General features: G+C 71.5%; 12 protein-coding genes. 2 read left to right on the top strand and 10 right to left on the bottom strand.

Features of this window, described 5'->3' with window-relative positions; translation table 11 throughout:
- Genes IE287_RS29980 through IE287_RS29960 form a run of 5 tightly spaced genes read right to left on the bottom strand, consistent with a single transcriptional unit; the run spans window position 1 to window position 4,576 of the window.
- Window positions 1-1,455, bottom strand: a complete 1,455-nt coding sequence (locus IE287_RS29980; RefSeq protein WP_373307924.1) for an SCO6880 family protein — start codon at window positions 1,453-1,455, stop codon at window positions 1-3.
- Window positions 1,452-2,993: a hypothetical protein gene (locus tag IE287_RS29975; protein WP_189852375.1), complete on the bottom strand. Its 1,542-nt coding sequence runs from the start codon at window positions 2,991-2,993 to the stop codon at window positions 1,452-1,454. The genes IE287_RS29980 and IE287_RS29975 overlap by 4 nt, the downstream gene beginning before the upstream one ends.
- Window positions 2,990-3,790 carry a hypothetical protein gene (locus IE287_RS29970; RefSeq protein ID WP_189852374.1) on the bottom strand — a complete coding sequence of 267 codons (801 nt, stop codon included), beginning with the start codon at window positions 3,788-3,790 and terminating at the stop codon, window positions 2,990-2,992. The genes IE287_RS29975 and IE287_RS29970 overlap by 4 nt, the downstream gene beginning before the upstream one ends.
- A 7-nt stretch (window positions 3,791-3,797) precedes the next feature.
- Entirely contained in the window at window positions 3,798-4,091 is a 294-nt protein-coding gene (locus IE287_RS29965; protein WP_189852373.1) for a hypothetical protein, read from the bottom strand.
- Window positions 4,092-4,096: 5 nt separating this feature from the next.
- On the bottom strand, window positions 4,097-4,576 hold the full coding sequence (locus IE287_RS29960; protein ID WP_189852372.1) for a hypothetical protein: 480 nt from the start codon (window positions 4,574-4,576) through the stop codon (window positions 4,097-4,099).
- Between the two features lie 608 nt (window positions 4,577-5,184).
- Between IE287_RS29960 and IE287_RS29955 the strand changes: the two genes are divergently transcribed.
- The gene (locus IE287_RS29955) at window positions 5,185-6,246 is read left to right on the top strand and encodes a C40 family peptidase (protein WP_189852371.1); all 1,062 of its coding nucleotides are present in this window, start codon (window positions 5,185-5,187) and stop codon (window positions 6,244-6,246) included.
- A 70-nt stretch (window positions 6,247-6,316) separates the two neighbouring features.
- Here the strand turns inward: IE287_RS29955 and IE287_RS29950 are convergent, their stop codons facing one another.
- Genes IE287_RS29950 through mobC form a run of 3 tightly spaced genes read right to left on the bottom strand, consistent with a single transcriptional unit; the run spans window position 6,317 to window position 9,584 of the window.
- Window positions 6,317-7,459 (bottom strand): hypothetical protein, encoded by a 1,143-nt coding sequence (locus IE287_RS29950; protein WP_189852370.1) that lies wholly within the window; start codon window positions 7,457-7,459, stop codon window positions 6,317-6,319.
- A 17-nt stretch (window positions 7,460-7,476) separates the two neighbouring features.
- On the bottom strand, window positions 7,477-9,246 hold the full coding sequence (locus IE287_RS29945; protein WP_189852369.1) for a relaxase/mobilization nuclease domain-containing protein: 1,770 nt from the start codon (window positions 9,244-9,246) through the stop codon (window positions 7,477-7,479).
- A complete protein-coding gene (gene mobC / locus IE287_RS29940; protein WP_189852368.1) occupies window positions 9,243-9,584 on the bottom strand; it encodes a plasmid mobilization relaxosome protein MobC in 342 nt (113 codons plus the stop codon). Before mobC ends, IE287_RS29945 begins: the two co-directional genes overlap by 4 nt.
- Before the next feature lie 336 nt (window positions 9,585-9,920).
- Here mobC and IE287_RS29935 point away from each other — a divergent pair, with 336 nt between their 5' ends.
- Entirely contained in the window at window positions 9,921-10,277 is a 357-nt protein-coding gene (locus IE287_RS29935) for a hypothetical protein (protein ID WP_189852367.1), read from the top strand.
- Between the two features lie 64 nt (window positions 10,278-10,341).
- Here the strand turns inward: IE287_RS29935 and IE287_RS29930 are convergent, their stop codons facing one another.
- A complete protein-coding gene (locus IE287_RS29930; protein WP_229883818.1) occupies window positions 10,342-12,057 on the bottom strand; it encodes a DNA cytosine methyltransferase in 1,716 nt (571 codons plus the stop codon).
- 494 nt (window positions 12,058-12,551) lie between these two features.
- A complete protein-coding gene (locus tag IE287_RS29925; protein ID WP_189852365.1) occupies window positions 12,552-14,249 on the bottom strand; it encodes a DUF6248 family natural product biosynthesis protein in 1,698 nt (565 codons plus the stop codon).
- Window positions 14,250-14,418 lie beyond the last annotated feature (169 nt).

Raw genomic sequence — 14,418 nt, 5'->3', positions numbered from 1 at the left:
CTAGCCCTTCACCAGCGGGTTGTAGCCGAGCGGCAGTCCGGCCGCGAACACGGCCGCCTGGGCGCCGTACGCGGGCCGCATGCGGATCCCCCTGGTCGCCTTCACCGCGCGCTCCAGCTCCTGGCGGGCGGCGGGAAGGTCTGCGGCCCGCCGCGCGGTGACGGTGACCATCAGGGTCCAGTCCACGACCTGGGCGCCGCCGGCCACCTGCGCGGCCGCCTCCTCGGCCCGCCGCGCGTCCGCCTTCTGCGACCACTTCGCCCTGCCCTTGACCTCGGCGGTCGCCTGCGCCGTCTGGTAGGCGTTGCTGATCTCGCGCTCCAGGACCGCTTCGCCCTCGTGCGGGTCGAGGACCCGGTAGGCCAGCGTGATGCGCCGCTGGAAGCGGCCCGGGGCCAGCAGCGGCAGCAGCACGCTGTAGGAGATCGGGCGGCGGGGCATCTCCCGCAGCACCCACGACACCGAGATCCCCCCGTCGTGGGCGTACTCCTCCCACCCGTCGTCGGCGGCCTGCGGCCCGCACTCCGTCCACGACAGCTCGGCGAAGTCGGCGTCGCGGGCGTTGAAGACGTCCGGGTCGTAGGCGCTGCGCACCAGACGCCGAAGGTCGACGTCGGTGGCCCGGCGCTCGATGTCGGTGCCCGTGCCGGACAGGTCGATCGAGTCGACGGTCTTGAGCGCCTCGGCGACCTGCTCGGTCAGGTCCGCGGGTGGGTTCGCGGTCGCGTTGGGGTCCACCGTCACCGACATCCAGGGCGCGACCGAGGCGGTGGCGTGCGGGGTGGTGCGCACGAGCTCGTCGACGATCTGCTTCGCCAGGGCCGGGGCTTCGGGGTCCTGACGGGCCTTCACGTCGTCGCCGAGGGCCTCGCCGGCGCCGGGGGTGATCTGGATGGTGACGCTGGCGCCCTTGATCTGGTCGTCGGTGCTCATCGCCTCCAGCACGGACGACCAGTTGCGCATCGAGCCCTGCACCGTCCGGGTCTGGGCCATCAGGCTGCCGCCGGGGGCCAGGAGCGTGGTGACGGTCATGTAGCCGCTGGCCCGGTCGTGGACGATGCCGACGTTGCGGCCCGAGGTGGGGTCGTAGGCCTTGATCAGGGTGGAGGAGGCACCCACGCCGGGCAGGTCCAGCGCGTAGGGGTGCTCCAGGAGCAGCCGCCGGTAGGCGGTGGCCTCGACCCTGGAGGCACGCTTCCAGGACAGCATCGCCCAGTAGTAGGACATCGCGGGCATGCCGTGTCGCCGTGCCGCCGCCATGGCGACGCCGAAGAGCGTCACCGGCAGCGTGACCAGGAGGCTGGCCGGTGCCTGGCTGGCGATCACTCCGACCGCCAGCAGCATCAGGGCGGACACGATCGTCGCGCCCTTGGACAGCCCGCCAAATCCGAACGACCTTCGGACCCGGAATCCCTGGACCGTCAGCGTCGTGGGTACCTCGTGCGCCGAGCTCACTGCCTATCGCCTCCGCCGATCTGTCCTGAGGATCGCTGGATGGCGTCGTTGACTCCGTCCAGGACCTGAATGCCCAGCGCCACGCGTCCTGCGGCGCTGGCGCCGCCGGTCGCAGCCGCGGCTCCGGGTGCGGCGCCGGGCGCCATGCCCGCCTGCCCTGCGGCGCCCGGGGCGCCGTCGGGTCCCGTCGACTGCCCGGGCACGCTCGCACCGGCGCCGTCGCGGGCCGCCTGGGCCTGGGCGTCGCCGCCCTGCCCGCCGGCCTGCTGGCCCATGCTCTGCTCGACCTGGCGGGCGCGCTCGATCGGGTCCGCCGCTCCTGCGGCACCCCCGGCAGCGGGCCCGTCGGCGTTGCCGCCGGGGTTTGCGCCGGGTGCGGCAGAGGGGGCCGCGTCGCCGCCTTCGCCCTTGCCGCCTTCGCCCTTGCTGCTCTTGCCCGCGAAGTAGCCTGCGGCCGCGCCCAGGGCTCCGGACGCGCCGCCGCTGGCCATGCCCCCGCCGACGGCCTCGCCGAAGGGGGCGAAGATCCGGGTCAGCGGTGCGGGTGCGAGGACGCCGAGGATGAGCGTGGCGCATCCGCGCAGCCACTCCGCGAAAGTCTGGGCGTGCCCGAACTCGGCAAAGCCGATGCAGATGATGAGGGCGAGGATCGGCTTGTAGGTGACGACGACGAGACCGGCGGTGATGAGCTTGGGCGCCCACTGCCGGGTGGCGTCGCCGCCGACCCGGCCGGCTCCGGCCACGGGCAGCAGTAGGCAGATGATCGGGATCGCGGACTGCCGCAGGAAGACCGTGATGAGCTGGGCGAACCCCACGATGACCATGATCACGGCCAGGCCGAGCATCATGATCGGGTTGGAGACCGGGGTCGGGATCATCAGCAGCAGGATCCGTTCGTAGGCGGCGCCGTCGTTGGCGAAGGTCGCGTTCACCAGCCCGGCCGACAGCGCGTCGGCGGCGACCAGGGCGAGCGCGAACAGGCTCACGCCGATGGCGGACAGGACCATGTTCTCCACCCAGCCGACCATCGCCCGCCCGGCGTGCTTGATCTGCCCGGTCACCGCCATCTTGCCCAGCTGCCACATGAATCCGGCCGCGGCGATGACCAGCCCCAGCCACACGAGCATTCCCGAGAGGGTGGCGTCCTTCCCCCACAGTCCGGTGGCCGACAGGTCGATCGACGGCCCCACGACGGCCACGGTCAGCACCGTCCGCACGAGCCACCGCGCGACGTCGGCCGCGGACTTGATGATGTCGCCGAGAAGCGACTCCCAGATCTCCTTCCACTCATCCTTGATCTTCTTCTCGACCGCGTCGCCGATCTTGTCGCACAGGTCGACGCCGGCGACCTTCCGGGGGTCCCGGGAGCCCTTGAAGTACATGACGGCCCCGAGAACCGGGGCGGCGGTGAACTGGCAGACGCCCTGGGCGCCGTTGCCGATGATCCCGTCCGCGCGGGCCGGCTGGGGGGAGGAGACCACGCCGACCCCCAGGAGCGCGACGAGCGCGAGCAGCAGGGCCGCCAGCCGGCGCCTCACGAGGCCTCCCGGATCGCCGTCCAGCCCGCGCTATTGAATTGCTCGTCGCCCGGCGCGACCATCTCCGGCTCGGCCTGGCCCTGGACCTGCTGCTGCGCGCGGGCGGTGGCGTCCGCGGTCATCTTCCAGTCCCCGCCGATCCACTGGGCACCGACCAGGGTGCGGGTGTACGAGCCGCTCTCGGGGACCGTCTCGCCGGCCTTCTGGACCCCTCGGGCCAGCAGCCACGCGGAGACCTCGTCCCCGGACTTCTTGATGATCTTGTAGCCGACGACGTGGCTGCGCTGGTACGCCCCCGCGGGCAGCGGCTGCCCGGCGGGAACGCCCATCTGCTGCGCGAGCGCCTTGTCGGCGGCAATCGCGTTGAGCTCGATCTGCTCGGCGGCCTGCTCCGACTGGTCGGCCGGGCCGATGTATGTGCGGTAGATCCGCAGCTGCTCGTCGACGGTGGTGCGCTCGCCCTCGACCCGGATCGTGTTGCCGGCGGCCATCATCGCCACCGCGCCCTCGGCCGTGTGGGGGAAGCCGAGCGGGCTGCCCTGCTCGTCCGTGCGCTGCCCCCTCGGCAGCGCCGTCCACCGCTGCGGCTCCGTCCAGTCCTCCGGCTGTTCGTACGTCGCCGTGGGGCTCGGCTCCCCTGCGGCGCTCGAACCCGCCCCGGCCTTTGCCGGGGCGTCCGGCCCGTCCTCTTCGCCCCCGCTGAGCACCGCGTAGAGCGTCAGCAGCAGCATGGCCGCCAGCGCGATCCCGGCGATCCACGTGCCCGGCGTGTTCCACGCCCCCCTGGTGCGCGACATGACAGCCTCAGCCCCCCGCGATGCCGTTGAGGATGGTGATCAGCGACGTGGAGAGCAAGATCGTGGCGACTCCGCCGCCCATCCATTTGAACGGCTCCGAGCCGCCGCCGTTCCTGCTCTTATCGCTCACGGCCAGCTTGTAGACGCCGAATCCAGTGCCGCCGACACCGGCCAGGATCAGCAGCCACAGGCCGTACCCGAAGATCTTGGACACAGGTCCGTCAAGTCCCGGGATCTTCGTCGGCTTCGACCCCGGGATGAGGGGCACGTCGGCCGCGAGCGACATCAGCTCGAAGGTCATGGTCATCATCTGGTCCCTTCCAACGCGCGCCGCAGCTTCTGCGCCGCGGTCTGCACGGTCTTGTGCTCCATCGCCTCGTCCGCGTCCTTAACGCCTCGCAGAACGGGCAGGTACGCCACCCTGGCCACACCGGCCAGGCGTCCCTCCAGCGCTCGCACCAGGTACCGGGCGTCCGGAACCGGGCGGGCGGGGGCATCGGAGACCCACACCAGCCAGGGCCGCGGCAGCGGGCCCCAGCGCCTCAGCACTTCCTCCACCTGCCGCGCGCCGTACACGGTCGTCTCGGCCAGCAGCACCGGCTGCGCCCCGTACGGAACGGCCTCCGCAGGACTCAGGACGCGGGCACGCCCGCCGTCCGCGCCGTCATCGAGCATCCGCGCGACGGTCGCCACTGCAATGCCGTACCCGTGCACCGGGATCAGCGCATATCGAAGTGCGGCCGACGGATTCGAGCCGCGGGCCGGCTTCTCCGGATGGGTAATCACACCTCAACTCCCCCCTTGCACCCCTGCGGTTGCACATAGCCTTTGAGCCACCGGGACTACTGAGGCTAGCGTGCACCAGCGACAGAATAGATCCGCGTTTTCCCGGTCGTCGGAGGTCAGCTGGCATGAGGCCGCAAGGAATGGGAGTACGCACACCAATACCGCACGCCGAAGATGTGATAAGCCAATCAACCGCCCTTGCAGCACACTTCGGCAGCACTCCAACTCCGCCGCCTCACAGCCCAGTCGACCAGGACCAGATCCGGGGAAGATGCTGGTCGGGCGCGGCAAATTACGGCATTCGGGCATTTCGTCATGCGAACTTCCCGGCACTCGACCTGCGCCACCATGACGCGGGATAAGCGAAATTCGGACAACGAGACAGGTCATTCTCGGCCGACCTGACATAGATGGAAGGAACTTGACGGCCGACCTGACGGAAATGCGCCGGGAATTCACCCCGGACGAAGCAACGAGCGAACCCGGGATCGAAGAAGCCGCCTTACGTGCGACCGACCCACAAAGCAGGTGACGCGGCCTCGAAGCCGCCCGCCCACCGGCCCGGATCGCAGCACCGAAGCAGGACAGCAAGCACGGGGGGGAACCGTATGAAATGGCTGGTCAGCATCGTCCTAGCGCTCGCCGCGCTGACACTGGCAGGTCTCGCTCTCATCGTGATGGTCATCGTCGACAGCGACGCCAGCGCCGCCGAGGACAGCACCGGCAAGCAGGGCGGCGCAGGCCTGCGCAACATCCCCGCCGAGTACCACCCCTGGCTCACGAAGGCCGACGCCGCCTGCCCCCACCCCGAGATGACGCCCGCCTTCCTCGCCTCACAGCTCTACCAGGAGAGCCGGTTCAACGCGGCCGCCGTCTCCCCCGCCGGCGCCAAGGGCCCCGCCCAGTTCATCGACGGCACCTGGGCCACCTGGGGCCGCGACTACGACGGCAACGGCGAGATCTCCCGCTCCGACATCGGCGACTCGGTCATGGCCCAGGGCGCCCTGATGTGCTCGCTGCTCCGCCAGGCCAAGAGCTCCGGTTATCCCGGCGACCCGCGAGCCCTCGCCCTCGCCGGCTACAACGCCGGGTGGGGCCGCGTGGAGGAGTTCCGAGGCGTCCCGCCCCGCTCCTTCGCCCGCGGCGAGACCTACAACTACGTGCGGATCATCCTCGACAAGATTCCCTACTTCGAGGGACCCGACCCGATCGCCGTCTCCGGCAATGGCATCGGCGCGGACGCCCTGCGGCGCGCGGTCGCCCGCATGGGCACGCCATACTCCTGGGGCGGAGGCGGCCCCGGCGGCCCCTCCACCGGATTCTGTGACGGCACCAACGGCTACCTGCGCGGCAAGTGCTCAGCCTCCTCCACCGTCGGCTTCGACTGCTCCTCGCTCGTCCAGTACTCCTACTGGCCCACCACGAAGCTCCCCCGCGTCGCCGCCGCCCAGTACGGCGAGACCTCCCACCGGCCCGTCGCCCGCGACCAGCTCCAGCCCGGCGATCTGCTCTTCTGGAGCCACGGAGGATCGGGCGCGATCTACCACGTGGCGATCTACGCGGGCGACGGCAAGGTCGTCCACGCCCCGCGCACCGGCCGCGTCGTCGAGGTCCAGCCACTGACCGCCGCCATGCCGGCCCGGGACTACTACGGCGCCACCCGTCCCTGAGCCCGCCCACCCCGCGAACGGCCGTGCCACAGCCCTTGCAAGGACTGCGCACGACCGTTCGCGAGCGGACCTACTTGGTCTTCCCCTGCCCGGCCACCGGCCCGGTCTGCAGGTGCGCAGCCACCCCGGCCGACGCAGGCGCCGCTGCCTTGGCCGCCGGCACCCTAGTAGGGCCCACCGTCGTCGACTGCGCCCGGGCCGCAGCCGTCGAGACCCTCGGCCGGGCCACCGGCGGCGCCTCGCCCGGCGTGTGCCGCAGGACATGGTTCGCCGACTGCACCAGCCGTGACCCGAGCTGCGGGCTCGGGCCCTGGACCCAGGACAGGTCTTTCGCCAGTCCGGCCAGATGCTCGGCGACCGGCGCCTTCTCGCTCTCCATCTTCGCCATCCGCGCGGCCACCAGCGGCCACTGCTTCGCGGTGACCGCGAGGTCGGCCTCCCGCCCGTGATCGGGCAGCGCATCCTTGAGCATCCGCGCGTACCGCGCGTTCTCCTGAGGGGAGATCGCCAGCTGCCGAAGAGCACGTGCCCGGTCGTCCAGGTCGAGGTCCTTCGGGATGTCCAGCCCGTCGGTCAGCGGCCCCCACGACAGCAGCGCGTCCCGGCTCGTGACCGGCGCCTCGCCTGCCGCCAGCACCTTCGAGACGGCCTGGTCGACGCCCAGTCCCTCGTCGTGCGCGGCCGCCAGAATCTGCCGCACGTCGACACCGCGCTCGTCCAGCCGCGCCATCGTCGCGGCGATGTCGGGCCACGTCGGCGAGGACAGGATCGCCTCGCGCACCGGCCCGGCCGGCAAGCTCTCGCGGAGCATCCGCTCCCACTGCCCCGTCCCCTCCTTCGCCACCTGCGCCACGTTCGCGGCCACCTGGTCCCGCACCGTCACCACGATCTCGGCGACCCGGGGCAAGAACTGTTCCAGATCCACCCCGGCCGACTTCAGCGCCATCATCTGCTGCGCCATCTGCGGCCAGTCCGCACCGGACAGCAAAGCTGCGGAGATGTCCGCCGGGAAGAGGTCCTTCAGCTCGGCCTTCGCGTCCGCCTTCGCCTCCTCAACGGGCGGCAGCTCCTGCTCCTGCCCGTCCTTCTCCCGTTGCAGGCGCCTGCGCACCGCGTCGGCGATCGCCAGGATCAGCCGCTTCGCCATGACGGCGCTCTCCACCGCCTCCGCCGCCGCCTCCACGAACGGATCTCCCTGAGCGGGTGTTGCCATCTCGCGCTCTCCCCTCGTCACCGGGTCCGCTTTGGACCCCTGCGCTGATCGTCGCCGGGCGGCCTGTGCCTGATGGCAGGTGCCGCCGTCTTGCCGGGGGGCTCGACGCTTCTGCCCGTGCCGCCCCCGGCTGGCGACGACGCACTCGAACTAGACTCTGCCGCAGCCGTACCGCGCTGCTTCATCCAGCCGTCCAGGCGCCATGTAAGCACCTCGGCGACCGACTCCGCTGAGGACAACTCCCGCCGCCCCGCCACCGTTACCAGGACGTCGACCGTATCCTCACCCGCCCGCTCGACCTCCGCGAGGCGATCCCGCAGTGTCGGCCACATCGGATCGGCCAATACCGCGCGGGCGTGCTCGGGAACGGCCTCCTGGACCACCCCGGCCATCGGCCGCTCACCGGGCGCCGCCACCCTGCGCTGCCCTACCCCAGTCCGCACGGCGGCCCTCTTCGGGCGGGGCCTGTACTCGCGGGCCGCACTCGCGCCAGCGGTGACCTCGACCGCCTCGCGCAGCAGTCCGCCCGCCCGACCGGAGGCCTCGGCCTGCATCCGGTGCTCCTGCGCCTCATGCCAACGACCGGACGCCTCGATCGCCTGCACCAGCGCCAGCAAAAAACCGAGCACGGCCGCGGGATCGTTACGGCCTACAGCCGCAGCCGACTGCGACAGAAGCTGCGTCGACTCCCGAGCCAGCTTGCGCGACTCACCCTCCAGCGCGCGGTCGCCGGGAACCCGCGATGCTCTTTCGAACTCCCTCGCCGCGTCCTTGAGGTGGCCGCGCACCAGGCGCGGAGAGACCACTGCGGCCACCACGATCAAGTCTCCGAGCGCGGCCACATCACCCGCTCCCTGGTGCAGGCCCTCGGCGCCGAGAACTTCGGCCGCCGCCCGGACCTTCTCCTCGGCCACCTTCCACGTCTCCGCCGGCGAAATTCGCGGCACGAGAACGGCCACGCTCCACCGCTCCCGGACCCGAGGAAGCGACAGGTCCGGCGCGAGCCGGGCTCCGGAGAACCAGATCGGCTCCTGGCCTGGGTTGCGGTCGCCCGGCATCGCGACCGAGTAGCCGGTGAGGTTGCCGTCCGGCGCGATCCTCTGCTTCACCCGCACCCCGGACGCCGCCAGTCGCGCGAAGAAGTCGGCTTCTCCGGTCGCGGCCGCGGCCGCTTCCCGCACTGTGCGTTGCAGCGTCACCCGCGGGGCCTCGCTCAGTCCGCGCCGGATCGCCTTCTCCTGCTCGCCCGCCTTCCTCCAGCGGGCCGCGGTCTTGTCACCGTGCTTGAGACGGCGAAGCCCCAGCTGTGCCTCGAACACGCGCGCGGCTGCCTGCATCTTGACGATGTCCTGCCGCAGGTTCGGCTGCCGTCCGTCCTCACGCACCTTCGTCGCCACGAGGTGGATGTGGTCATCGGCGTGCCGCACGGCAATCCACCGGCAGCCTTCGTCGTCGCCGTGCTCCGCGATGCCGGCGGCGTGGATCATTTCGCGCGCGACCTTCGCCCACTCCTCGTCGCTGAGGATTCGATCGTTTTGGTCGTTCCGGACGGCCACGTGATACACGTGCAGCGACGGCTTCTTGCCCCGCATCGCGAAGACCGGTGCGTCCAGGAGTAGCGCGAGGTCGGACAGCGTCATGCTCGTCGAGCGCGCGGGATCGTCGATGTACGGGTCCCACGCGGCCACCATGTGGGGGTTGGTGTGCTCGTCCCGCCGGCCCGGACCATACAGGTAGGCCAGCAGACCGTAGGTGCCGCTCCCCTCCTCCAGCTTCGACGGGATCACTCCTTCTCCTTCCTCTCCCGCATCAACTGAAGGGTGGCCTCGTCCATGCGTCGGATCGCGGTCACCAGCGCCCGGTGCACGGCGTCCATCTGCGCATCGGTCACCTCGCCCTCCGAGTTCAGGACCTTGGCGATCTGGTTGTAGTTGGTGCCGATCCTCCTGAGCTGCTTGCGCGCCTCGATCAGCTCCGCGACGACCGCCTTGGCACTGATCGATGTCGGCACGACGGTGTCCTCTGCCACCGCCAGGGAAACGTGTCCGACCCAGGAAGCCAAGGCCTGACTCTCCCGATCGGCGGCCGCCTTGACGAGCGCGTGCTCGGCGTCGTTATAGGACACCAGGAATCGGTTCGAGCGTCGACCGCCGGCTTCACGCTCACGTCTCCGCTGAGCGGGGCGACGATCGTTCTCATCCGCTGCTGGCTCTGCCATCACAGCCCCCTCGGGGTCTTTCCCGGTCCGTGCTCGGACCCATGATCACCGGCTGTCCACCCTAGTGGACCTCTAGCCGAGATCCTGGTTACTGATATCAGTAACTACTAACTTGCTACCGGTTTCTAAGGGGGTGCCCCCAGGTACCGGTATCGTCCTGAGCTGGGCTCAAAAACATCGAGAACTGGGCGAGTTGAGGCGGCGTCCCGGTGGATGGTTCTACCGGGACAGTACGATGCCAGCATGTCTGCAAACGAGATCCTGCAACGCATGCAGGCCGCGCTCGCGGCCCGCGCCGAGGCGATCGAGCCTCTGGCACAGATCCAGGACGAGCGCGCCGAGCTCCTTCGTCAGATCGCCGCGCTCGACGAGCCGTACGGCAAGGCCTACGCCGACGCTGAGGCTGCGGGGTGGACGGTTGAGGAACTGACCGAGCTCGGCATCGGGGAGCCCGCCAGGCGGCCGAAGGGACGCCCGCGGAGCCGACGCCCCGTGACGGCGAAGAAGAGCACCCCGGCGACGGCCTCGCCGGCGGCGGTGCCCGCGCAGGACAGCCCCGGAAACGCCGCACCGGTCGGCGCTGACACCCAGTCCGGCTGAGGAAGACACCAACGTGGAAGGGCCCCGCCGTCAGGCGGGGCCCTTCTCGTTGGTGGACGTCAGGTCAGGCGACTCGGTCGGTGCTGACGGGCGCCGCCGGGGTGCGGGGGGCGAACAGCTTGCGCAGGAGCTGCTTGTCGTCGGCCTCGGTGAAGAGGGACATCTGCTCGGCCTGCCGGGACTCCGGAAGCGTCGGGGCGGCGGTCCTGCGGTGGTGCGCGTCGAGCCGGTACAGCTTGGCCTGGTAGGCCGCGGTCGGCTCGTACCAGTCCTTGCCCTGGACGGCGGCGGAGAAGGCCGCGCCGTTGAACGCCGAGACGCCGTCGGCGATCATCTGGGCGATGTTCCGGGTACCCTTGGCCCCCGTCCGGGCCGGGATGTAGGTCCACAGGTAGTCGCGCGGGAAGCCGACGAGTGCGCCGAGGTCCGGCAGGGAGATCGTGGTCGTGCCCTCGCCCTGGGGGACGTGCGCCGGGCGGAACTTGATCCCGTACCAGGGGGCGGTGACGCACTGCCCGACGGCGTTGAGGCGGAAGGATCCGCCGCCCATCGCCTTGCCGGTGGCGGGGTTGACCTTGCGCTTGCCGCGGGTGTCGGCCCACCAGTCCTCGGGGAGGTTCAGCGCGGTCGCGACGGTCACCGTCGGCAGGGCCGGGCGGCTCTGGTAGGGCTCGATGCAGCGGTCGAGTTCCGGCGTCCAGTCCGGGAGCCTGCCGGTCTTCTTGAGGACGTGCGCCCACATCTTCCGGGCCGCCGCCTGGCCGTCGATGTCCTCGGCGTAGCGGGGCTTGTCGTAGCGGGTGGCGACCATCCACGCGCGCTCGCGGTGGGTGGCCGCGCCGTAGTCGGCGGCGTCGGCGATCTGCCACGAGCACCATGCCCAGCCGAGGCCTTCGACGCTGGTGATCTCGGACTGGATCGCCTCGGCGAGGGCGGGGGTCTGCCGGAGGAGGTTGGCGGACTGCTCCATGGTGATGGACACCAGCGGGGCGCCGATCTGGATCAGGCACATGGGCCAGATGAGCATCTCGGCCATGAGGGCGGTTCGCTCGTCGGTGACGACCGAGGCGGCCCACTTGCGGAAGTCGGCGGGGGTCATGCAGGGCGGCAGGTGGCCGCCGCCGCAGAGCTCGCCCCATTCGTGCGCGTCGGGGTGGTCCTCCATGCCGTCGATGACGTCGCCGAAGTAGTGGTGGGGGCCGCCGTAGAGGGAGCACAGGTCGTCGACCTCAAGGAAGCCGAAGGCCTCGCTGGCCTGCCACATGATCGACTGGAGTTCGCTGATCTCGTCGGCGTTCCATCCGGTGCGCTTGCCCGCGTCGCTGAGCGTCTGGCACGGAGGGGAGCCGTGGAATCGGCGGACGCCTCGGAGGGCGGGGTGGCGGGGGTCGAGGGTCCGGATGTCGGCCTCGATCACCCAGTGACCGGCCGCGCGGGCGGTCGCGGCGGCGTCCCGGTTGAACTCGATCAGGACCCAGTCACCTCCGTCGTCGACCAGGCCGCGGCCGGTGGACATGCCGCCGGGGCCGCCGAAGGCCTCGACGCCGCGCTCGGGCATTCCCTCCTCCCAGGCCTTCGCCCAGCGCGGCGGGTACGGCGCGGCGAAGGCGGTGCAGGCATCGCAGTCGGCGCATGCCGCTCCGGCGCCACAGACGGTGCAGTCGGCGCACGTCCAGCCGTCCCACTCGTACGTCGCCGGCCGGAAGCCGTTCGCGTACGGGCGGCCTTCCTCGTCCGTGGCGGCACCGGTGTCCTCGGTGCGCTCCTGGGTGTCCGTCATGCCCTGTCCTTCGGTGTTGAGGTTGTTCGGTGTGGCCCGGGGCCGTGCGCCGGATTCGGGATTCCCGCCCCTCATTCCGACACAACCAATACTCTCAAGTTTTGAGTTGCCGGTCAAGCATAAAGGCGCTGGTCAGGAGGTGTTTTGAGGTGGCGTCAGGCCGCTGCGGGACGACGGCATCAGCCACATCGCGGCAGCTACTGCCCCCCATCGGCCAAGGCGCCAGGGCGCGGTCGCCTCACGCGCGGTCCGTGGCGACGTCGGGGGTACGGTCCGCGCCCCGCGCGGTGCCGTCGGGCGGCCTGCGGCCGGTCACCCGGCCCCCCTCCCCTCGCCGCCGGCCGCTTGTCGGACGCCCCGCGCTCCCGCAGTCGCCGTCCCAGGTGGCCACGCGTGCCATGTGACGGTAGGCGCTCCCCAGGGCACCCGCAGCGGACGGCCAGGAGGGGGCGGCGAGGCCCGGTAGATCCTTCGGGCCTCGCCGCGGAGCGCGGTCAGAAGAAGGCGCCCTGAACCGGGTGAGCATCGGCGCGGCGGCGGGGCGTCTTCGCCGGCGGGGCCTGCTCGGGGGCGGGTTCGGGGATCGCCGCCGGAGCCGGTTTCCGGTCGGGGGCGGGGCCGTCCTTGGCGCAGTCGCAGCGGCACCACCAGACGCACGGCGCGTCGTCGGCGCGGAGGATGAGCCGGGCGACGACCTGGCCTGTCGAGCCGTAGACCCAGTCGCGGTTGTCGTCCACGTCCGGGCCGCCCTTCTGGCGGTGGACGCACAGGTCGCACCGGCTCGCCAGGCAGTTCCAGCAGACTCCGCGCTCGCACGTGGCCCACCGGTAAAAGCCCCAAGGGTATTTACTGTCGACGGTGGAAAAGTGGGCGGCCCAGGCGTGCTCGCGCACCCATGCCCCCTCGGCTTCGGACATCGGCGAGGCGTTGGGCACCGGGTCGACCAGGCCCATGATCAGGGCTCCCTGAAAGTTCAACAGCGGGACGTCCTGGACGGTCCGGCGCTCCTGCGGGGTGAGGGTGCGCCGGGGGCGGCGGATGACCGTGCGGAGCGGGTCCCGGGCCGGCTCGGCTGCCCGGCGGGGAGCGAACAGGCGGCGCAGCATGACCTGTCCGGACGGGGCCGCCGGCGAGGCGGGGACGGAGCGGCGGGCCGTGGTCGCGGTCGGCCCTGCGGCGGCTTCGGCGGCCGGGCGGGGCGTCTGCACCCCGGGGCAGGAGCCGCCCTCGCCCTCCCACTGCGCGGCCGCGTCGCGCTGCGCCCGCAGTTCCTGCTCGGCGAGCGTCATCGGCCGCCGGTAGAGGCGCAGCACGACGGCGTCGAGCGGGGGAAGTCGGCGCGCGGCGGCCTTCTTGTCGTCGCTGCGCCGGTGGCGCTTCGCGGCGCGGTCGTAGCGGGCCTGATAGGCGTCCTGGTCCGTCGCGTACAGGCCTTCGGGGTGGAGGCGGGCGAGTTCCAGGGCGGCCTGGCCCATGGGGCTGAGGGTGAGGAGGCGGGTGCCGTCGGCCTGGCGGACGGCGGTGAGGAAGCGCGCGCCGTACAGGGCGCGGGTCCGCTCGGCACTGATCTTCCGGCCGCCTTCCCACTGGCCGTGCTGCGCGGCCTGGCGGGCCTGCTTGTCGCGCCAGTACAGGCGGCCGGTGGCGGCGGCCTCCAGGACGCGCACGTGTCCGGCCGTCCAGCCCAGCGCGGGAACGGCGCTCTCGGCGTAGTAGGCGTTCATCCGCGCCTGGTGCCGGTTGTCCGCGTCCAGGCCGGTCTCGGCCCGTTCTTCGGCCTCCTGCCGGGCCTCCTCGCGGCGCCGCTCGCTCTCGCGCTCGGCGTGCTCCTGGGCGGTCGGCGCCTGGTCGAGCTGGCTGCGCAGCGCGGCCGCCGTCATCTCGACCCCGGCGGCCGCCTGCGCGCGGATGGCGGCGTCGGCCGCGCGGGTGGCGTAGCGGCGGAGGACGTGTTCGCCGGTGCTCTCGGCCTGCCATCCGGCCGCCCAGCCCGCGTACTTCTCCGCTTCAAGGGCCTGGGCGTGGGCCGCGTGCATGGCCTCCTCCAGGCGCACGGTACTGCCCGAGCGGCTGTGGCACACGGCGTCGGTGGCGTGGTCAGCTGCGGCGACGGCGAGGCCGGCGGCGGCGCGGGCGATCCGAAGGAGCTGTTCCGCTCCCGGAGGCACGGGGGCGTTCTGGGCGTGACTCATCAGCTTCCCTTGCGGGGTTGAGGGTTCTCGGTGTGGTGGGCCGTGGCCCTGCGCCGGCCGGGATTCCCGCCCCGTTCCGACGTAACCAATACTCTCAAATTCTCATGCAGGGGTCAAGGCTGACCTGCGCAGGTCAGTGCGCCTGTCGCCTCTTCCCCGGCCGCGCGGC

The sequence above is a fragment of the Streptomyces omiyaensis genome, from assembly GCF_014650895.1.
GTDB classification, from domain to species: domain Bacteria; phylum Actinomycetota; class Actinomycetes; order Streptomycetales; family Streptomycetaceae; genus Streptomyces; species Streptomyces omiyaensis.
This window is presented reverse-complemented; position numbering and strand designations above follow the sequence as displayed.